The 19,452-nt window shown below is 64.1% G+C and carries 16 protein-coding genes; 8 read left to right on the plus strand and 8 right to left on the minus strand.

Features of this window, described 5'->3' with window-relative positions:
* The first annotated feature begins 72 nt into the window (after nucleotides 1-72).
* From bamA to lpxB, 6 genes are read left to right on the plus strand one after another with little or no spacing between them, the layout of a single operon-like run.
* A complete protein-coding gene (bamA, locus tag M673_RS10890) occupies nucleotides 73-2,490 on the plus strand; it encodes an outer membrane protein assembly factor BamA (protein WP_061976088.1) in 2,418 nt (805 codons plus the stop codon).
* A gap of 24 nt (nucleotides 2,491-2,514) precedes the next feature.
* On the plus strand, nucleotides 2,515-3,570 hold the full coding sequence (gene lpxD / locus M673_RS10895) for a UDP-3-O-(3-hydroxymyristoyl)glucosamine N-acyltransferase (RefSeq protein WP_306302816.1): 1,056 nt from the start codon (nucleotides 2,515-2,517) through the stop codon (nucleotides 3,568-3,570).
* On the plus strand, nucleotides 3,557-4,030 hold the full coding sequence (gene fabZ, locus M673_RS10900) for a 3-hydroxyacyl-ACP dehydratase FabZ (protein WP_082639354.1): 474 nt from the start codon (nucleotides 3,557-3,559) through the stop codon (nucleotides 4,028-4,030). Before lpxD ends, fabZ begins: the two co-directional genes overlap by 14 nt.
* A 3-nt stretch (nucleotides 4,031-4,033) precedes the next feature.
* Entirely contained in the window at nucleotides 4,034-4,843 is an 810-nt protein-coding gene (gene lpxA / locus M673_RS10905) for an acyl-ACP--UDP-N-acetylglucosamine O-acyltransferase (RefSeq protein ID WP_061976090.1), read from the plus strand.
* 23 nt (nucleotides 4,844-4,866) lie between these two features.
* A complete protein-coding gene (locus M673_RS10910) occupies nucleotides 4,867-5,727 on the plus strand; it encodes an LpxI family protein (RefSeq protein ID WP_061976091.1) in 861 nt (286 codons plus the stop codon).
* On the plus strand, nucleotides 5,724-6,884 hold the full coding sequence (gene lpxB, locus M673_RS10915) for a lipid-A-disaccharide synthase (RefSeq protein ID WP_061976092.1): 1,161 nt from the start codon (nucleotides 5,724-5,726) through the stop codon (nucleotides 6,882-6,884). The genes M673_RS10910 and lpxB overlap by 4 nt, the downstream gene beginning before the upstream one ends.
* A gap of 45 nt (nucleotides 6,885-6,929) precedes the next feature.
* Here the strand turns inward: lpxB and gltA are convergent, their stop codons facing one another.
* Together gltA and gltX are read right to left on the minus strand one after the other, a co-directional pair.
* The gene (gene gltA, locus M673_RS10920; protein ID WP_061976093.1) at nucleotides 6,930-8,216 is read right to left on the minus strand and encodes a citrate synthase; all 1,287 of its coding nucleotides are present in this window, start codon (nucleotides 8,214-8,216) and stop codon (nucleotides 6,930-6,932) included.
* A gap of 251 nt (nucleotides 8,217-8,467) precedes the next feature.
* Nucleotides 8,468-9,892: a glutamate--tRNA ligase gene (gltX, locus tag M673_RS10925; protein ID WP_061976094.1), complete on the minus strand. Its 1,425-nt coding sequence runs from the start codon at nucleotides 9,890-9,892 to the stop codon at nucleotides 8,468-8,470.
* Between the two features lie 300 nt (nucleotides 9,893-10,192).
* Between gltX and M673_RS10930 the strand changes: the two genes are divergently transcribed.
* Nucleotides 10,193-12,286 carry a ComEC/Rec2 family competence protein gene (locus M673_RS10930; RefSeq protein WP_244493171.1) on the plus strand — a complete coding sequence of 698 codons (2,094 nt, stop codon included), beginning with the start codon at nucleotides 10,193-10,195 and terminating at the stop codon, nucleotides 12,284-12,286.
* Here the strand turns inward: M673_RS10930 and lexA are convergent.
* The 6 genes from lexA to M673_RS10960 all read right to left on the minus strand — a co-directional run bounded on the left by lexA (nucleotide 12,240) and on the right by M673_RS10960 (nucleotide 18,507).
* Complete coding sequence (gene lexA, locus M673_RS10935) at nucleotides 12,240-12,977, minus strand: transcriptional repressor LexA (protein WP_061976096.1); 738 nt, start codon at nucleotides 12,975-12,977, stop codon at nucleotides 12,240-12,242. The genes M673_RS10930 and lexA overlap by 47 nt on opposite strands.
* A gap of 71 nt (nucleotides 12,978-13,048) precedes the next feature.
* Nucleotides 13,049-14,272, minus strand: a complete 1,224-nt coding sequence (locus M673_RS10940; protein ID WP_082639356.1) for a molybdopterin molybdotransferase MoeA — start codon at nucleotides 14,270-14,272, stop codon at nucleotides 13,049-13,051.
* On the minus strand, nucleotides 14,257-14,739 hold the full coding sequence (moaC, locus tag M673_RS10945; RefSeq protein WP_061976097.1) for a cyclic pyranopterin monophosphate synthase MoaC: 483 nt from the start codon (nucleotides 14,737-14,739) through the stop codon (nucleotides 14,257-14,259). The genes M673_RS10940 and moaC overlap by 16 nt, the downstream gene beginning before the upstream one ends.
* Nucleotides 14,736-15,545, minus strand: coding sequence for an indole-3-glycerol phosphate synthase TrpC (gene trpC / locus M673_RS10950; RefSeq protein WP_061976098.1), 810 nt, complete (start codon nucleotides 15,543-15,545; stop codon nucleotides 14,736-14,738). The genes moaC and trpC overlap by 4 nt, the downstream gene beginning before the upstream one ends.
* Nucleotides 15,542-16,573, minus strand: a complete 1,032-nt coding sequence (gene trpD / locus M673_RS10955; RefSeq protein WP_061976099.1) for an anthranilate phosphoribosyltransferase — start codon at nucleotides 16,571-16,573, stop codon at nucleotides 15,542-15,544. Before trpD ends, trpC begins: the two co-directional genes overlap by 4 nt.
* Nucleotides 16,570-18,507, minus strand: coding sequence for a peptidylprolyl isomerase (locus M673_RS10960; RefSeq protein WP_082639358.1), 1,938 nt, complete (start codon nucleotides 18,505-18,507; stop codon nucleotides 16,570-16,572). Before M673_RS10960 ends, trpD begins: the two co-directional genes overlap by 4 nt.
* A gap of 91 nt (nucleotides 18,508-18,598) precedes the next feature.
* Between M673_RS10960 and tpiA the strand changes: the two genes are divergently transcribed.
* Nucleotides 18,599-19,384: a triose-phosphate isomerase gene (gene tpiA, locus M673_RS10965; protein ID WP_061976101.1), complete on the plus strand. Its 786-nt coding sequence runs from the start codon at nucleotides 18,599-18,601 to the stop codon at nucleotides 19,382-19,384.
* Nucleotides 19,385-19,452: the final 68 nt, after the last annotated feature.

Raw genomic sequence — 19,452 nt, forward strand, 5'->3', positions numbered from 1 at the left:
GCCGATACAAACGCACGGCCTGCCGACGTTCGGTTTCGGCGTTGTCGGCGAAATGAAAAAAGGTGAGTGGCCATGGCGGCTGGTTCGAAGCTACTGAGCGCACTGTCTGCAGCAGCTCTTTCGTCTACAGTGCTCGCAGCTTCAGCCGTTACTATGGGTCTTGTGACCCTGTCCGAAGCTGGTGCGGCAGTCGTCAATCGCGTCGAGGTGCGGGGCAACCAGCGCGTCGACGCCGAGACGGTTCGGAACCTGATCGACATCAAGCCCGGTCGCAATGCGACGGATGCCGATGTCGACGCGGCGGTAACGAAGCTCTTCTCGACGGGTCTTTTCTCGGATGTCCGTGCGCGCCAGCAGGGCGGCGTGCTGATCGTCGACGTGTCCGAGAACCAGATCGTGGGCGAGGTTGTCTTCCAGGGCAACAGCAAGATCAAGAACGAGCAGCTGGCTTCGACGGTGCAGACCGCGACGCGCGCGCCCTACAACGCTTCCACCGCTCAGGCGGATGTCGAGGCGATCAAGGCGGCCTACGTGCGGATCGGCCGTTCGGACGCGACCGTTTCCGTGCGCACTTTGCCGGCTGAGGGCAACCGCGTGAATGTCGTGTTCGACATTCAGGAAGGCAATCGCACGCAGATCGAGAGCATCAACATCGTCGGCAACAACGCCTTCGGTGACTCTCGTCTGAAGGAAGTCATCTCGCTGCGTGAATCGGGGCTCTTCAGCTTCCTTCAGCGCAACGACATCTACGACGAAGACCGACTGCGGGCCGACGAGGAAGCGCTCCGCCGCTTCTACTTCAACCGTGGCTTCGCCGACTTCCGCATCGTGTCGTCGGTAGCCGAGCTCGAGCCGACGCAGAACAAGTATTTCATTACGATCACAGTCGATGAAGGCGAGCGCTACACTTATGGCGCGGTCAACATCGACTCGACCGTTCCCGGTATCGACGCGCAGGCCCTCCAGCGTGATCTGAAGACGCGTCCGGGCGAGACCTACAGCGCCGAGCAGGTCGAGAATACGCTGGTCAGCCTGACCAACGCCGTCGCGAACCAGGGCTATGCTTTCGCGCAGGTCACGCCGCGCGGCAATCGCGACTTCGCCAACAACACGATCTCGATCGACTACGTAATCGACCAGGGCCCTCGGGCCTATGTCGAGCGCATCGAAATTCGCGGCAACACCAAGACGCGCGACTATGTCATCCGTCGCGAATTCGACGTGTCCGAAGGCGACGCGTTCAATCAGGTGCTGGTGCAGCGTGCCAAGAAGCGTCTTGAGGCGTTGCGCTTCTTCAAGACCGTCAACGTCTCCACCGCTCCCGGCACGCAGCCCGATCGCGTCGTTCTCGTCGTTCAGGTGGACGAGCAGTCGACCGGCGAGTTCTCGGTCGGCGGCGGCTACACGACGGGCGGCGAAAGCTCCGGTCCGGTGGCGGAAGTCGGCATTACCGAGCGCAACTTCCTGGGTCGCGGTCAGTTCGTGAAGGTGTCCGCCGGTTTCGGCGAGAACACGCGCAACTACAACCTTTCGTTCACCGAACCCTATTTCCTGGGTCGGCGTCTGGCGGCCGGTTTCGATCTCTACCGGACCGAGAACTCTTCCTCGACGGCCTACGATATCCAGCGGACGGGTGGATCGCTGCGCTTGGCGGCGCCGATCACCGAGAACCTCACCGCGCAGGTGGCTTACAACTACAAGGAAGAGACGTTCGGCGACGACAAGGGCGTTCTGACCTACGGGGCGGACGGCCTTCCGATCTTCGTCAACGGTCAGCCCTTCTACAGCACCTGCGCCAACACGCCGGTCGGGCCGCTCTACACGCTTTCGCCGATCATCAACCGCGCGATCTGCGATAGCCCGTATTCGACCTCGTCGGTCTCCTATGCGCTGACCTACAACACGCTGGACAACCAGCGCGACCCGCGTGACGGCATCTTCGCTCAGGTCGGCCAGGAAGTGGCGGGTCTTGGCGGCGACGCCAAGTTCCTACGCACAACGGGTCGCGCGTCCTTCTTCAGCCTGCTGTCGGAAGAGTACGACGTGATCGGCCAGGTCAGCGGTGGCGCCGGTAACGTGACTGCGCTTGGCGACGACCTGCGTGTCTTCGACAACTTCTTCAAAGGCCAAGACATCGTTCGCGGCTTCAAGTATCAGGGCATCGGCCCGCGTCAGAACGGCGTCGCGATCGGCGGCACGAACTACGCGAATGCGACGGCCGAAGTGACGTTCCCGCTGCCGCTGATCTCGCGCGATCTCGGCTTCCGTGGCGCAGCCTTCGCCGATGCCGGCTCGCTTTGGGGTCTCGACAATGTCGGGAACCAGGCCGGCATTCAGGGTGAAGAATTCGCCATCCGTGCCTCCGCCGGTGTCGGTCTGATCTGGGCATCGCCGTTCGGTCCGCTGCGTGTGAACTACGCGGCACCGCTGGCGAAGGAAGATTACGACAAGACGCAAGAATTCTCGTTCGGCTTCTCGTCGCGCTTTTAACGGCGAGGATCCAGCCGCCTTATGATGTCATCATCGTTTTTCCAGCGCGGCGAGGGTCAGACCCTCGCCGCGCTGGCATCTTTGTGTGGCGGCGAGCTTCGCGCCCCTTCTGCCGGTGCGATTCGCGTCGATGGATTGGCTGCACTGAAGGACGCCGGCCCGCAGGATGTCGCTCTGTTCGACAGCCCGACCTATAGCGACGATCTCAAACTATCTCGCGCCGGTCTCGTGGTGACGTCACGGCGGCATGCCGGGTTGGTCCAGGACGCCTTGTCCGTTCTGATCGTGCGCCATCCGCAATCGGCGTTCGGGCAGATCGGCCGGGCCCTGTTCCCACAAGCCGTCCAGCCCATCTCTTCAGCCGAGTTCGGCAGCATCTCGCCACTGGCCTCGATCCATTCGTCCGCATCCATCGAGCCGGGAGCGACGGTGGAGCCCTTTGCCTCGATCGGGCCGGGCGTGGCGATTGGATCGGGAACGATCGTGGCCTCGGGCGCGGTGATCTCGGCGGGCTGCCAGATCGGGCGCGACAGCTATATCGGCCCCCATGTTTCCGTTCAGCATGCGCTGATAGGCAACAAGGTTATCCTGCATCCCGGCGTTCGGGTCGGACAGGATGGATTCGGCTACGCACCCGGCGCGACCGGCTTGGAAAAGATGGTGCAGGTGGGCCGCGTCATCATTCAGGACCGGGTGGAGGTCGGTGCCAACTCGGCGATCGATCGCGGCGCCGTGCGCGATACGGTGATCGGCGAAAACACCAAGATCGACAATCTCGTGCAGGTCGCCCACAACGTGGTAATCGGCCGCAACTGCGTCATCGTCGGACAGGTCGGCATCGCCGGCAGCGTCACGATGGGTGACGGCGTCGCGATCGGCGGCCAAACCGGTATCAACGGTCACGTTCATATCGGTGACGGCGCTCAGATCGCCGCCGTCAGCGTGGTGGCGAACGATGTGCCAGCCGGTGCGCGCTGGGGTGGCACGCCCGCGCGTCCCGTGCGCGAGTGGATCCGCGAGATGGCCGTGCTCAGACGAATTGGTCAGTCAGGCCGGGGAGACGAACGTGACGACGGTTGAGGCCGCAACGACGCTCGAAAGCGTCGATATCCTGAAGATTATGCAGCTTTTGCCGCATCGCTATCCGTTTCTGCTGGTGGATCGGATCATTGAGATCGACGGCGATCGAAAGGCGATCGGCATCAAGAACGTGACGGCGAGCGAGCCGCATTTCCAGGGTCATTTTCCCCACTATCCCGTCATGCCGGGCGTTCTCATCATCGAGGGCATGGCGCAGACGGCTGGCGCGATCTGCCAGTTGGCGACGGGCGGAAATGCCAATTCGATCGTCTATTTCATGACCATCGACAATGCGAAGTTCCGCAAGCCGGTCGTGCCGGGCGACCGCTTGGAATATCACGTCACGCAGACGAAGAAGCGCGGCAATATCTGGAAGTTCGACTGTCTGGCGATCGTGGACGAGCAGAAAGTGGCGGAAGCCACGATCAGCGCCATGCTCGTTCCCGAAGGCAGCAACTGATCCATGGCGGGCGAGACGCGGATTCATCCGACCACCGTCATCGAGGATGGCGCAACGATCGGCGAAGGATGCCAGATCGGGCCCTTCTGTCACATCGGGCCGCAGGTCGTTCTGGGTGCGGGATCGACACTCCGGTCCCATGTCGCCCTTTGGGGTAACACGCGGATTGGTCCGGGCGCGAAAATCTATCCCTTCGCTTCGGTGGGGCACGATCCGCAGCACCTGAAATACCAAGGCGAAGACACCCGCCTGGTGATTGGCGCCAATTGCCTGATCCGAGAGCATGTCACGCTTAATCCTGGCACGGTACAGGGGCGAAGCGAGACCACGGTGGGCGACAACTGCGCGTTTTTCACGGGCTCGCATGTCGCGCATGATTGTCTGGTCGGCTCGAACGTGACGCTGATCAACAATGTCATGCTGGCCGGCCATTGCGTCGTCGGCGACTACGCGACGATCGCCGGCGGGTCCGGCATCCACCAGTTCACCCGCGTCGGCCACCACGCCTATGTCGGCGGTTTGGCCGCAGTCGAAGGCGACGTCATTCCCTTCGGCATGGTTCTCGGCAATCGCGCCTATCTGTCTGGTCTCAACGTCATCGGCATGAAGCGCGCCGGCTTCGGCCGCGAAGCCATTCGAAACGTCCGCAAGGCCTATCGGATGCTCTTCTCTGACGATCTGACCTTCCGCGAAAATCTCGAGGAGGTCGAAACCGAGTATCCGGAAGACCCGTTGGTGCAGGATCTCCTCGGCTTCATCCGCTCGGGCGGGGACCGGGCGCTTTGCTTCCCTCGCAGCACGCGTCCGGTGTGAGCGCAAACGCAGCGCTGACGCCCATGCGGCCCGGGGAACGCCTCGGCATCATTGCCGGAGGCGGGACCCTGCCAGCGATTATCGCTCACGAAGCGGAGCGTCTGGGCTGGCGCCCGTTCATCGTCGCGATCGCGGATGGGCGCGACGCGTCCTGGGACGAATGGGAATCGGTCTCGCTCACCTGGGGGCAGACCGGCAACGTCTTTGCCCATCTACGACGTCGAGGCGTGTCGAAGCTCGTCTTCTCCGGAACGATCTCCGTTCGCCCGGACTATCGCTCGATCTTGCCGAGCCTGCAAACGCTTCGGATGCTCCCCGAAATCCTTCGAATGACGCGGGGTGGGGACGACAGCCTGATCCGAGCCGTCGCCGGAACGTTCGAGCGAAGGGGCTTCGAAGTCGTCAGCGTCCAGGCCATTTCTCCAACACTGCTGCTTCCCGCCGGCAACCTCACCAATCGCCCTTTGAGTGAGCGCCATCATGAAGCGATCCATCGGGCCCAGCGCGCGGCAACGCGGCTTGGTCTTCTGGACATCGGCCAAGCCGTCGTCGCTTCGGCCGATCGTGTGATTGCCCTCGAAGGAATCGAAGGCACGAAGGAGATGCTGCTACGCGTCGCCGATCTTCGCGGGCGAGGGCGCATCGGTGCGTCGGAGCCTTGTGTGTTGTTCAAGGCGTTCAAGCCGCAGCAGGACGCCCGCTTCGACCTGCCCAGCATCGGCACGGAGACGATCCGCCAAGCGCAGGAAGCAGGGCTTGCCGGGATCGCCATGAGCGCGAACCGATCCCTCGTCATCGAACCGCAGCGGGTTGCGGAAGAAGCCGAGGCGGCTGGTTTGTTTGTTCTCGGCATCGAGACTGCACTGGGAGAAGATCCGTCATGAAGATCGCCTTCGTCCTGGGGGAAGAGTCGGCCGATCGGATTGCGGGCGAGGTGGCCCGTGCTCTGCGTGATCGGTTCGGCCCCAGCATCCAGTTCATCGGCCTCGGAGGCGATGCGCTGAAACGGGAAGGGCTCACCAGCCTTTTCGACATCGAGGAATTGTCGATCATCGGCGTCGGGGCAATTCTTTCGCGATTGCCGAAGCTCCTCGGTCGGCTGCGGCAGACGGTGGATTTTCTCTTGGAGGAACGGCCGGATGCGATCGTCACGATCGACAGCTTCACCTTCACCAATCGGGTCGCACTCAAGGTTCGCCAGCGCTGGCCGGACGCGCGCATCGTCAATGTCGTGCCGCCCGCGATCTGGGCCTACAAGCCCAAGCGGGCCGAAACCCTTCGCCAAGCTGTCGATCATTCCGCCAGCCTGTTTCCCTTCGAGCCGCGTTTTCTGGAAGAACATGGCGGTCCGCCTGCGACCTATGTCGGCCATCCGCTCCTGAGCGATCCGCGCCTGCGCGCCATTCTGGATCGCGAGGCCGAAACGGGCATGAGGCCTCCCGGTCGTCCGCCGCATCTGGTCATCTTGCCGGGCTCGCGACGGGGCGAAATCGAGCGGCTGATGGACGATTTCGGCCGCACCTACGCACTGCTTCATCAGGGCATTCCTGGCCTGAGAGCGAGTTTGCCAGCGGTGCGCCGCGTGCGCTCTCTGATCGAGTCCAAGCTGGAAAGCTGGAGCGTTAAGCCAGAGGTGCTGGAAGGCGACGACGCGAAATGGGCGGCCTTCGCGTCCGCTGACGCCGCCCTTGCAGCGAGCGGAACCGTGTCGCTGGAGCTCGCGCTCGCCGGCGTTCCCATGGCCCTGGCCTATCGGCTCGACCCCGTATCCTACGCGCTGCGCCACATGGTGACGGGTTGGACGGCTGCTTTGCCCAATTTCATCGCCGGCCATCCGCTCGTGCCAGAACATTTTCATGAGTTCGTTCGCCCGGAGGCTTTGGCGCTCAGGCTCGATCGCCTGATGCATGAGACGCCCGAACGCGCGGCTCAGCTGAAAGGTATGGAGGATATCCGACAGGCCATGCGGGTCGACCGCCCGCCCGGGGAGGCGATTGCGGATCTCATCGTTCGTGAGATCGAGCGATCCGGCAGACCATAAAAAAACAGGCGCCCGAGGCGCCTGTTTTCGTTTCAGCTTGTCGGATCAGCGATCGCTGACCGAGATGTAGTCGCGCTGCGGTGCGCCGGTATAAAGCTGGCGAGGGCGACCGATGCGCTGATGCGGATCCTCGATCATTTCCTTCCACTGCGCGATCCAACCGACCGTGCGCGCGACCGCGAACAGAACGGTGAACATCGTGGTGGGGAAGCCGAGCGCCTTCAGCGTGATGCCGGAGTAGAAGTCCACATTGGGATAGAGCTTCTTCTCGATGAAATACTCATCGTTCAGAGCGATGTGCTCCAGCTCCATCGCGACTTCGAGCAGCGGATCGTCCTTGATGCCGAGCTCGTTCAGGACCTCGTGGCAGGTCTGCTGCATGATCTTGGCGCGCGGGTCGTAGTTCTTGTAGACCCGGTGGCCGAAGCCCATGAGGCGGAACGGATCGTTCTTATCCTTGGCGCGCGCCACGAACTCGGGAATCCGGTCCTTGCTGCCGATTTCCGACAGCATGTTGAGCGCCGCTTCGTTGGCGCCGCCATGGGCAGGGCCCCATAGGCAGGCGATGCCGGCCGCGATGCAGGCAAAGGGATTGGCGCCCGACGAGCCGGCAAGGCGAACCGTCGAGGTCGAAGCGTTCTGCTCGTGATCGGCGTGGAGGATGAAGATCCGATCCATCGCCCGCGCCAGCACGGGGTTGATTTGGTAGGGCTCGCAGGGAACTGCGAAGCACATATGCAGGAAGTTTTCCGCGTAGGAGAGATCGTTGCGCGGGTAAACGAAAGGCTGACCGATGTGATACTTGTAGGCCATCGCCGCCAGGGTCGGCGTCTTGGCGATCATGCGGATCGACGCCACCATGCGCTGGTGCGGATCGGTGATGTCGGTGGAGTCGTGATAGAAGGCGGAGAGGGCGCCGACAGAGCCGACCATGACGGCCATCGGATGGGCGTCGCGCCGGAAGCCCGTGTAGAAGCGGGACATCTGCTCGTGCACCATCGTGTGGCGCGTCACGTGGTAGACGAAGTCCGCCTTCTCGCTCGCGGTCGGAAGTTCGCCGTAGAGCAGGAGGTAGCAGGTTTCGAGAAAGTCGCCGCGCTCCGCAAGCTGATCGATAGGATAGCCGCGATGCAGAAGAACGCCCTCGTCACCGTCGATATAGGTGATCTTCGACTCGCAGGACGCGGTCGATGTGAAGCCCGGATCGTAGGTGAAGAGACCGGTGTTCTTGTAGAGCGACGCGATGTCGACCACATCGGGTCCGATGGTTCCTGATCGGAGCGTCAGCTCCGCGCTCTTGTCTCCAAGGGCCAGTTTCGCCGATTGATTCATGCGTTACCCCTTCTGCGTGAGCCCGGGCGCCAACGGCCGTTCTTGGGCCAAACGCCAGCTTCGAGCGAATGCGTATCGGAAAGGGGGTTAAGGAACAAGTTTTCGGCGCAGAACAATTTTGCGCCGCAACACTCACTCAAGCTACCCCAGTGCAGGGCCTACAAGCCTCCTCCAAGCCGGATTCTTGGTTTCCAAGGGCGCGCGGGCACAGACATCAACCCCGCGCCCGCACCGTCCGGAATCTCAACCCGTTAAACGGACGCCTGGTCCTTGAGCCGCTGCAGCGATTCGTCTCGGCCCAAGACCGCCAGCACGTCATAGACGCCAGGCGAGGTGGACTTGCCGGTCAGAGCGGCACGCAGCGGCTGCGCGACCTTGCCGAGCTTCAGCCCAACGGATTCGGCATGGGCTTTGATCGCCGTTTCCAGCGATCCGACGCTCCAGTCGCCCGAGCCCTCCAGAACTGGAAGAAGCCCGCTCAGAATGTCTCGTCCATCCTTGGCCAGAATATCGGCGGCCTTCTCGTCCAGTGTGAGCGGCCTGCGAGCGAAGAGATAGGCGGCGCTTTCCGTCAGCTCCACCAGCGTCTTGGCGCGCTCCTTCAGGCCCGCCATGGCAGCCGACAGCTGGCGGCGAACCGTCGCGTCGTCATCCTGGCGCAGGATGTGCCCATTGGGCAGATGCGCGCGCTCAACCATTAGCGTCTCGACCAAATCCGTGTCGGAAGACCCGCGAATCCAATGGCCGTTGATGGCGTCGAGCTTGGCGAAATCGAACCGCGCCGCGCCCTTGTTGATGTCCGTGATGTCGAACCACGCCGTCATATTTTCGATCGACATGACCTCGTCGTCGCCATGGCTCCAGCCGAGACGCACGAGATAGTTCAGGAGCGCCTTCGGAAGGTAGCCCATGCCGCGATAGGCATCGACGCCCAGCGCGCCGTGACGCTTGGAAAGCTTGGCCCCGTCCGCGCCGTGGATCAGCGGAATATGGGCCATGACCGGAACGTCCCAGCCCATGGCCTGATAGATCAAGGTCTGGCGGCCGGCATTGGTCAGATGGTCGTCGCCGCGAATGATGTGCGTGACGCCCATGTCGTGGTCGTCCACGACGACCGCATGCATGTAGGTCGGAGTGCCGTCCGAGCGCAGCAGGATGAAATCGTCGAGATCCTTGTTGGGAAAGCGGACGTCGCCCTGAACCTGATCGCGCACCACGGTCTCGCCGTCTAAAGGCGCCTTGATGCGGATGACCGGCTTGACGCCGGCCGGCGCCTCGGACGGATCTCGGTCGCGCCAGCGACCATCGTAGCGGGGCGGGCGCTTCTCGGCCTTGGCCGTCTCGCGCATCTCGTCCAGCTCGGCCGGAGAGGCATAGCAATAATAGGCCTTACCGGCCGCGACGAGCGCTTCGGCCACTTCGCGGTGGCGCGCCGCCCGAGCGAACTGCGAGATCGGCTCGCCGTCAGCCTTCAGCCCGAGCCAGTCCAGCCCTTCGATGATCGCGCTTACGGCCGCGTCGGTCGAGCGCTCCCGATCGGTGTCCTCAATGCGTAGCAGCATCTGCCCGCCCATGCGCCGGGCGTAGAGCCAGTTGAACAAGGCCGTGCGGGCTCCGCCGATGTGGAGGAAGCCCGTGGGCGAGGGCGCGAAACGTGTCACCACGCGATCGGTCATCTCGGTGCCTTTGAAAACCGGGCGCGACGGAGATCGCAAGCCCTCTCAGTTTGAATGCGCGCCTCCGGTCGGGCTGCGCATGGATGGCCGGGTGTGTAACATAGGATCGAGAGGACTCAAGGCGGGGCGCACGTGCCGGCATCGCAGGTGACCACGGACGTTCTGCCGGACGGAGCCGCCGGCGATTCATCGTCCATCCCACGCGTCGATCCGATTGGGCCGTTGCGGCTCTGGCTTTCCCGGCAGGTACAGCGCGAACGGGATCTGCGATCGGCCTTCGCGTGGCTTCCTATCGGAATGATGATCGCAATCGCTCTCGTCTTCGGCTCGGGCTGGCGGCCTCCGGGCTGGCTGGGACCTGTCTTCGCGTTCGTAAGCATCGCTGGCGCAAACTTTGGGGCCGGTCGACCCTTTGTGAGATCCGCTTTCCTGTTGCCGCTCGGCTTCGCCCTTGGGCTTAGCGCGAGTTGGATCGAGCTAAAGACAACCGACACGGTGATGCTCTCGGGAAATGCGACGGTTCGCATTTCCGGGCGTGTTCTGCTTCGCGAGCAGGACGATCGCGGGCGCTATCGCTATACGATCCAAGTTCTGGCAACGGAGCGCCCGCATCTCAGCCGGCCGCCGGAACGTGTACGCGTGCTCGTATCGAGCCGCCATGAGGCCCTGGCGATCGGCGCTCGCTATGAGGGCCTCGTGCGCCTGCAGCCGCCGGCAGGCCCTGCCTTTCCCGGTGGATATGACTTCGCTTTCATGCCCTATTTCGACGGCACCGGAGCCTTCGGCTACTCGCTCGGGCCGCCGAACCCCTCCGTGGAACCCGGGACGCTTGGAGTTTTCGAACACGTCGCCAAGCTGCGCCTGCTGATCGGCGATAGGATTCGCGCCGTGATGCCGGACGAGCGCGGCGCGGTCGCGGCGGCGCTCATCAATGGCGAGCGCGCCGGGATTCCCGACGACATCGAAGCCGCCTTGCGAGTGACCGGACTTGCCCATGTCCTGTCGATCTCCGGCTTTCACATGGCGCTGGTGGCGGGAATGACCATGCTGGCGGTGCGCTCAAGCATCGCCGCCTTTCCGTCGCTGGCGCTGCGCTGGCAGGCGCGCAAGATCGCGGCGGTCGCGGCGCTGGGCATCACCGGGTTCTACTTCCTACTGGCGGGTGACAACGCCGCAACCGAGCGATCCTTCGTCATGATCGCGATCATGCTGGGCGCGGTTCTGGTGGATCGACCGGCCCTGACCCTGCGCAATGTTGCGATTGCGGCCATGGTGGTCATGCTGATCTCGCCGCATGCACTGATGACCGCGACCTTCCAGATGTCGTTTGCCGCCACCGCCGCGCTGGTCGGGGCATATGGTGCCTATTCCCGGTGGTCGAAGGGGGTGGGCGACGATCTCTCGCCCTTGCGCACGCTGGCGCTGGTTGTGATCGGCGTGTTCGTGTCGTCTCTGATCGCCGGCGCGGCGACGGCGCCTTATGCGATCTACCACTTTCAGCGGGCCGCGCCCTTCGGCCTTCTCGCCAATGTCCTGGCGACGCCGATCTTCTCGTTCTGGATCATGCCGCTGGCCTTGGCGAGCGTCTGCCTGATGCCGCTCGGCCTTGAAAGCTTGGCGCTTGTGCCCATCGGCTGGGGGCTCGATCTCGTGTTCTGGATGGCAAAGGCGCTGGCCGCTGCCTTTCCAGACTATGGCGTCGGGCAGATCGGCAGCGTCAGCCTCATCTGCTTCACGGTCTGTCTGCTGCTGCTCTCGTTTTGCCAGAGCCATTTTCGATGGGCGGCGGTCGCCCCGCTGGTTCTCGGCCTTCTCCTCGTTCCTGCAGCCTCGCGTCCCGAATTCGTCATATCGGAGGACGCTCGGGACATTGCCGTGATCGGCGAGGATGGCCGGGTGATCGATCTTCGCAAACGCCCGAACCGCTTTGTGCACGATCAATGGAAGCGCGCCTACCAGTTGGCGCCTCTCGGCCGTTCGAAGGACGATCGAAAGACCTTCGAATGCAAGGAGCAGATTTGCCGTGCGAAGACCCGCTCCGGGCTCCGCGTTGCCTGGACCGATCAGTTGGAGAAGCTGGGAGAACTCTGCGACACGGCCGATATCGCCGTGGTCGCCCGCGCGCCTCGCATCGAATCCTGCCGCTCAGGTGCGAAACTTCTGACACTCCGCACACTGCGGCGCACAGGCGCGGTGGCTCTGGAGAGGCAGCGAGGCGGATGGGCGCTGCAGCCGTCCATTCCCCAGGCCTTCGAGGAATGGAACCAGCATCGCTCGGCGCCTTGGCCCGAACGAATGGGAGGCGAGAAGCCGGGCCAGAAAAAGCTGAAAGGCGCGCGGCCGCGCCCTAGTGATAGCGGCGGATCAGACCGACGAGACGACCCTGCACCTTGACCCGTCCCGCTTCCAAGACCCGCGTCTCGTAGGCGGGATTGGCGGCTTCCAACTCGACCATAGTGCCGCGACGACGGAAGCGCTTCAAGGTAGCCTCCTCCTCGTCGATGAGGGCCACGACGATCTCGCCGGCGGTTGCCGTCTCGGCCCGCTGGATCAGCACCGTGTCGCCGTCGAGAATGCCGGCTTCGACCATCGAATCGCCTTTCACCTCCAGAGCGTAATGCTCGCCCTGGCCGAACATCTCGATCGGGAGCGCGATGGAGCGGCTGTTCTGCTGGATTGCGGAAATAGGAACACCCGCAGCGATGCGGCCCATAACGGGAACGGGCATCGAGTCATTGGCAGCGTCCGCCGTCTCGCCGCTTCGCGCGGTGGCAGCCCGCCCCGGAAAGGGCAAAACCTGCCGCTCGATCGTCTCGCCTTGGGAAACCTTCGCGGTAGTTGACGCGGCGACCTGACCTTTACCGGCCATGGAATCGGGAAGCCGAACGACTTCAAGAGCACGGGCTCGGTTGGGAAGGCGGCGGATGAAGCCGCGTTCCTCCAGCGCCGTAATCAACCGGTGGATGCCGGATTTGGATTTCAGGTCCAGCGCTTCCTTCATCTCGTCGAAGGACGGGGGAACGCCGATCGACTGCAGGCGATCATGAATGAAGAGGAGCAATTCATGCTGCTTGCGGGTCAACATCGTTCGTATCCAACCAAAACAAAACCTGAACAAAGCCTATCTGTTCTGTTTGTGTTCTGCAAGGATGCCTGTCAAGCCAATCGCACGAACTCACAGGGATCGCCGGTCTCGCCAGGAGGAGCATAAGGTTGCCTGACGAGAAGCACCTCCGCTAGGGCGAAGACACTGAGGAGCGAGGAGTCCTGCCGATCGAACGGGACGATGCGGGGCTTGCCGTCTGTCTCCCCACTGATTCGGCCACGCATGAACTCGGCACGATGGTCGTTGGCAGAAGCGGGCGCTCCCAATACGCCCCTTTCATAGCCACCGTGCGCCGGGCGCCCGGCCAGCCGTTCGACCAGCGGCCGAAGAAACAATTCGGCGGTGACGAGGCTGGAGGCGGGGTTTCCCGGCAGACCTAGAAACCGCATCTCGCCGAAGCGTCCGGCCATCAGCGGCTTGCCGGGCCGCATGGCGACCTTCCAGAAATCGAGTTCCACTCCACACTCGCGAAAGACCGGCGCGACGAGGTCGTGATCTCCGACCGAGGCGCCGCCGATCGTCACGAAGGCATCCACTTCATCGCGCCTGGCCCGGTCGAGCACGGCGGCAAGCGCCGAGCGGTCGTCCGCGACAATGCCATAGGACAAAGCCTCTCCGCCCGACGCTTCCACCATCGCGGCAATTCCGAATCCGTTGGACGCCACGATCTGCGCCGGGCCGGGGCGCGTGCCGGGCAGAACCAATTCGCTGCCGGTCATCAGAATGGCGACGCGCGGGCGCCGACAAACCTCGACCTCCGCGTGACCGCCGCTCGCCGCCAGCGCGATACTGGCAGGGCGAAAGATCGTGCCGGCCCGGAGAAGCGGCGCACCCTCTCGAAAGTCATTGCCCGCCGGGCGAATATGGCGGCCGGGCGTGACCGGCTCGCGGACGAGCACCGTCTCCGAGTCGGGACGCTCGGTATTCTCCTGGATGACGACGGCATCCGCGCCTTGCGGCGCGGGTGCGCCGGTGAAGATGCGAACCGCCTCGCCAGCACGCAAAATGCCTTCGAACGCCGCGCCGGCGGCCGATTCTCCGATGAGACGCAGTCGCGTTTCACCAGCGCTTAAGTCGCTGGCAAGGACGGCATATCCGTCCATCGCGGAGGCATCAAAAGAAGGCTGGGTCAGGAGGGCCGAGAGATCGCTCGCCAGCCGACGCCCGGCGAGCCTCCGCAGATCCACCCGCTCGGTTTGCACCACCGGCGAGACGTCGAACAGGAGCCGCTCGCGCGCCTCCTCGACCGGCAGCAAACTCAAGCGGCGCTCCAAGTGCCGGAACGGCCGCCCGTCTTCTCCATGAGACGGATCTGGCTGATCGTCATGTCGCGGTCCACCGCCTTCGCCATGTCGTAGATCGTGAGGCAGGCGATGGACACGGCGGTCAGCGCTTCCATTTCGATCCCCGTCTTGCCGGATACCCGGCACGTCGCGGAGACGCGGATGCCGGGCAGGGCCGGTTCGTACTCCAGATCGAGGGAGACCTTCTCCAGCATCAGCGGGTGGCAAAGCGGAATCAGTTCGTGGGTCTTCTTCGCGCCCATGATGCCGGCTATGCGCGCGATCGCGATCACGTCGCCCTTTTTGGCACTGCCCTGCCGAATCATCTCCAGCGTTTCCGCCCGCATCAGGACGAGGCCTTCGGCCCGCGCCGTGCGGACCGTCTCGGGCTTGTCACCGACATCGACCATGCGGGCCGAGCCGTCCGCATCGAGATGAGTCAGCGAAACCTCGCTCATGCCGCTTCCGCCGCTGCGCCGAAGAGCAGCTTGCGAGTGGCCATTTCCACGTCGCTTTGCCGCATCAGGCTCTCGCCGACGAGGAAGGTGCGAATGTTCGCACCGGCGAGGCGCACGCAATCCTCATGCGTCGAGATCGCGCTCTCACCGACGAGGATGCGATCCGCCGGAATGAGCCTGGCGATCCGCTCGCTCGTGGACAGGTCGGTTTCGAACGTGCGCAGATTGCGGTTGTTGATGCCGAAAAGCGGTGAACGCAGCTTGAGCGCGCGTTCGGCCTCGGCCTCGTCATGAACTTCGAGAAGGACGTCCATCCCATGCGCGAAAGCGCTGGCTTCGAGCTCGGCTGCCAGCGCATCGTCCACGGCCGCGAGAATGATGAGGATCGCATCGGCACCCCAGGCGCGCGCTTCCGCGACCTGATAGGTGTCGAACATGAAGTCCTTGCGCAAGGCGGGCAAGGCGGTTGCGTTGCGAGCCTCAGTCAAGAAGCCCGGCGCACCCTGAAAGGACGGTGTGTCCGTCAGCACGCTGAGGCAGGCGGCTCCGCCTCGGTCATAGGACTGGGCAATCGACACGGGATCGAAGTCGGGGCGGATCAGACCCTTGGAAGGACTGGCCTTCTTCACCTCGGCGATCAAGGCAAACTGTCCGTCCGCATGCTTGCGCCGCACCGCCTCGGCGAAGCCGCGCGGGGGCAGACCCACCCGAATGGCGTCTTCAAGGGACGACAGGGAAACCTCGCGCTTCGCCTTGGCGATCTCGTCGCGCTTGTAAGCTTCGATCTTGGTGAGGATATCGCTCAAGCGCCTGCTCTCCGCATGGATTGGGACACCGTGACAAGCCTGGACAACGCGTCTGCGGCAGCGCCCCCTGCCAAGGACATTTGCGCCAGCGCCACGCCCTCTTCAAGGCTCGCGGCCTTGTCCGCGACTACCAGGGCACCCGCCGCGTTCAGAAGCACGATATCGCGATAGGCGCTCGGCTCGTTGGCGAGAACCCGGCGAAGCGCCTCGGCATTGTGCTCGGCATCACCGCCGATCAACTCTGCCATGGGGTGTTCGGGCAGGCCGGCGTCGCCGGCGCGAAGCACGGTCTGCCGAACTTCGCCGTCTTCCAGAACGGCGATCCGCGTTTCACCACAGACCGTCATCTCGTCCAACCCGTCGCCATGCACGACCCAGGCCTTCTCCGCGCCGAGCGCCTTCAGAGCTTCGGCGACGGGAACGACCCACTCGGGCGCGAAGACGCCCAGCAGAAGGCGCTTCACGCCGGCCGGATTGGCCAGGGGGCCAAGGAGATTGAAGATCGTGCGGGTGCCAAGTTCCACACGGCTCGGGCCGACGAAGCGCATCGCCGCGTGGTGGGTCGGTGCGAACATGAAGCCCATGCGGGCCGCCTCAATGACGCGTCCGATCTGATCCGGGCTGAGATCGACATCGACACCCAGTGCCGCCAGGACATCCGCCGAGCCGGAGCGGGACGACAGGGCTCGGTTGCCGTGCTTGGCCACGGTCACGCCGCAACCGGCGACCACGAAGGCCGCGCAAGTCGAGACGTTGAACGTGCCGGACTGATCGCCGCCGGTGCCGACGATGTCGACCGCGTCCGCTGGCGCAACGACCCCAGCCATGTTGGCGCGCATGACATCCACGGCGCCGGCGATCTCATCCACGGCTTCGCCGCGAACCCGTAGCGCCATCAAGAAGCCGCCGATCTGCGACGGCGTCGCCTCGCCGGACATCAGAATGGAGAAGGCCCGCCGCGCCTCGTCCCGGGTCAGCGCCTTGCCGGAGGCGACCTTTCCGAGAAGCGGCTTCATCCCTGGGCTCATCGCACGCTCGCTTTCGCCTGCTGAATGGCCTTCTGGTTGTAGGTCACGGGGACGCCGCTCTGAAGCGCCGCGATGTAGCCCTGCTCGAAATCGCCGCGCAGCGCTTGGCCGAGGCCGGACCTTGTATTATCGGCCACGACGGACGCCGGATCGGCAGGCGCCGCGACCTCGGAAACCTGAAGCACCAGCGCCTGACCCGAGTCGCGAGCCGGCGTCGAGGCCACGAGGCCTTGCGGACCCGAGAAGGCGGCGCGCATGCCGGCTTCGCCGAGCGCGGGAACCGCCGTGGCGCGCGTCAGGCCGGGTGCGGTCTCAGGCGTCAGCCCCTCGACCTCCGCCATGTCCTGGAAGCTTTGCCCCTTGCGAACCCGCTCGGCCAGCGACTGGCCGCGATCGACCACCATCTGCACGGCTTCGTCCTGCTTCCAGTCGGCCACCACGCGATCGCGCACCTCGTCCAGCGGGCGATCGCGCGCCGGAGTAATCTCGCCGAGGACCGGGAAGACGTAGCTGTTGCCGTCGAACTGCACGGGCGGGATGTCGCCGCCTTCTTCCGCCGCGAAGACGGCGGCGAGCACCTGATCCCGGCCGGGGATCGAATCGACATTTGCACCGGCAGGCGTCGCGCCTTCGCGAGAAACGGCCGGAGCCGTTTCGACCTTCACGCCGGCCTGCTCGGCGGCCTCGCTCATCGGCGCGCCGCTCTGCAGGGCGTCGGTCAGCGCGTTATAGGCATTGGTGATGCGCGTGTTGGCCGCGTCCTTCGCCAAACCTGCGCGGATTTCCTCGCGCACGTCATCGAACGGGCGCACGACTTCCGGCTGAACGCTGGTCACATTCAAGATGACTGGGCCGAAGGGGCCTTCGATAACGCCGGTCGGTGTGTTGGGCTGCGCCGCGAAGGCGGCTTCGGCCAGGCTCGCGTTACCCAAGGCGGCGCGGTCGATCACACCGAGATCGGCGATTTCGCGGCCTGCGCCCTTGGCGGCGTCGGCAAGCGTCGCGCCACCGGCAAGGGCTTGCGCCGCGCTGTCGGCGGAGGCGCGATCGGCGAAGACGACCTGCTGCACGCCGCGGCGCTCCGGCGTCGTGAACTGCGCACGGTTGGCCTCGTAATAGCGGGTGAGTTCCTCGTCAGTGACCTTGTCCGCCTCGGACATGGAAGCCGGTGTCAGCGCGACATAGGAAAAGGCTCGGTATTCCGGCGCGCGGTAGGTGTCGTTATGTTCGGTGAAGTAGCTGCCGAGTTCCTCGTCGCTCGGATCGGCGAGGCCGTCGGCGGGCTGTGGCTGTAGAACGACATATTGCACCGTCCGGCGTTCGCCATTGTAAGCGCCGAGTGCATCGACGAAGGCGCGGGGAACGGCGACATCGTCCGTCACCGAGCCGATCAGCTGCCCGCGCACGGCGCTGCGACGCAGGTCCGCCAGATAGTTCGCTTCGTTCATGCCGGCATTGGCCAGCACGGCCCGCATCACATCGCGCGAGAAATGTCCGCTTCCGTCGTGGAAGGCCGGCTCACGCTGGATCAGGGCGATGAGCCCGGCGTCGGAAACGCCGAGCCCGGCGTTTTCTGCCTTGAGATCGACCATGGCGCCGGAGCGAAGCTGCGCCAGAACCATCTGATCGACGCCGAACATCTCGGCCTGCTCAGCGGTCGGCCGCGCCTGAAGCTGCTGTCCAAGGCGGTTCAGCCCTTGCCGATAGGCCATTTCGTATTCCGAAAGGGACACACGCACGTCGCCGGCCTGCAGCACGGTGGAGCCGCCGCCGGGCGCGCGCAGCACATCCGCGATGCCCCAGCCGACGAAACTCACGGCCAGGCCGCCCAAGAAAAGCTTTGCAACCCAGCCCGAGGCACCGCGACGCATCTGGTTCAGCATTCGCTGCGAACTCCCGATCGATCCAAACTCACTGGACGTTCGAATAAGCATTCCAGCCGGCGAAGAAAAGGCGCTCTCGTCATCGCACGGGTTTGATTTCACATTGCGCCACCGTTACCCCTTCCTCCTCAGAAGCCCTGCAATGGGACATCAACTGGGAGAAAACGACTTGGCGCAACGGCTCTTGATTGCAGGAAACTGGAAGATGAACGGCTTGGCCTCGCACCTGAACGAGGGTCGGGCCATTTCCGAGGGAAGCCGAGCCTTCGCCCCTCAACTCGATCTTCTTCTCTGTCCGCCCGCGACATTGGTGCGCACGCTGCGTGATCAGCTGGACGATCACGTCTTCGTTGGCGGTCAGACCTGTCATCACGCCGAGAAGGGCGCCCATACCGGGGAGGTTTCGGCCGAGATGCTGCGCGACGCCGGCGCGTCGCATGTCATCGTCGGGCATTCCGAGCGCCGTGCCGGCCATGGCGAACGTAGCGAGACCGTTCGCTCGAAGCTGACGGCCGCTCACCGGGCCGGTCTGATAGCCGTCGTGTGTATTGGAGAGACGCTGTCCGAGCGCGAAACCGGAAAGACCTTGGGCGTTCTCGAAACGCAGCTGGCCGGCTCTCTTCACGACGATGTCTCGGCGGACGACACGATCGTCGCCTATGAGCCGGTCTGGGCCATCGGCACAGGCAAGACTCCTTCGACCGACGATGTCGCGCAGGTGCACGCCCATCTGCGCGGCAAGCTGATCGAGAGGTTCGGCGAGGACAGGGGCCGGGGCATCCGCCTTCTCTACGGCGGCTCCGTCCAGCCGGCCAATGCCGCGACGCTTCTGGCGGTTCCGGATGTTGACGGCGCGCTGGTCGGCGGGGCGAGTCTCAAGGCTTCGGATTTCCTGGCGATATGCGAAGCGGCCTGTAACTGCCGATAGGGGTTGCACAATAGGGTTGGAATAAATTCGGGGCTCCTATAGAAAGCGCCCAACTCAAGAACGATTGT

The sequence above is a fragment of the Aureimonas sp. AU20 genome (assembly GCF_001442755.1).
Classification (GTDB): domain Bacteria; phylum Pseudomonadota; class Alphaproteobacteria; order Rhizobiales; family Rhizobiaceae; genus Aureimonas.

Bases quoted from the DNA above. Each gene is read 5' to 3' on its own strand.
- bamA (WP_061976088.1), top strand. From the start codon at position 73: ATGGCGGCTGGTTCGAAGCTACTGAGCGCACTGTCTGCAGCAGCTCTT.
- lpxD (WP_306302816.1), top strand. From the start codon at position 2,515: ATGTCATCATCGTTTTTCCAGCGCGGCGAGGGTCAGACCCTCGCCGCG.
- lpxA (WP_061976090.1), top strand. From the start codon at position 4,034: ATGGCGGGCGAGACGCGGATTCATCCGACCACCGTCATCGAGGATGGC.
- M673_RS10910 (WP_061976091.1), top strand. From the start codon at position 4,867: ATGCGGCCCGGGGAACGCCTCGGCATCATTGCCGGAGGCGGGACCCTG.
- lpxB (WP_061976092.1), top strand. From the start codon at position 5,724: ATGAAGATCGCCTTCGTCCTGGGGGAAGAGTCGGCCGATCGGATTGCG.
- gltA (WP_061976093.1), bottom strand. From the start codon at position 8,216: ATGAATCAATCGGCGAAACTGGCCCTTGGAGACAAGAGCGCGGAGCTG.
- gltX (WP_061976094.1), bottom strand. From the start codon at position 9,892: ATGACCGATCGCGTGGTGACACGTTTCGCGCCCTCGCCCACGGGCTTC.
- M673_RS10930 (WP_244493171.1), top strand. From the start codon at position 10,193: ATGATCGCAATCGCTCTCGTCTTCGGCTCGGGCTGGCGGCCTCCGGGC.
- lexA (WP_061976096.1), bottom strand. From the start codon at position 12,977: ATGTTGACCCGCAAGCAGCATGAATTGCTCCTCTTCATTCATGATCGC.
- moaC (WP_061976097.1), bottom strand. From the start codon at position 14,739: ATGAGCGAGGTTTCGCTGACTCATCTCGATGCGGACGGCTCGGCCCGC.
- trpD (WP_061976099.1), bottom strand. From the start codon at position 16,573: ATGAGCCCAGGGATGAAGCCGCTTCTCGGAAAGGTCGCCTCCGGCAAG.
- M673_RS10960 (WP_082639358.1), bottom strand. From the start codon at position 18,507: ATGCTTATTCGAACGTCCAGTGAGTTTGGATCGATCGGGAGTTCGCAG.
- tpiA (WP_061976101.1), top strand. From the start codon at position 18,599: ATGGGACATCAACTGGGAGAAAACGACTTGGCGCAACGGCTCTTGATT.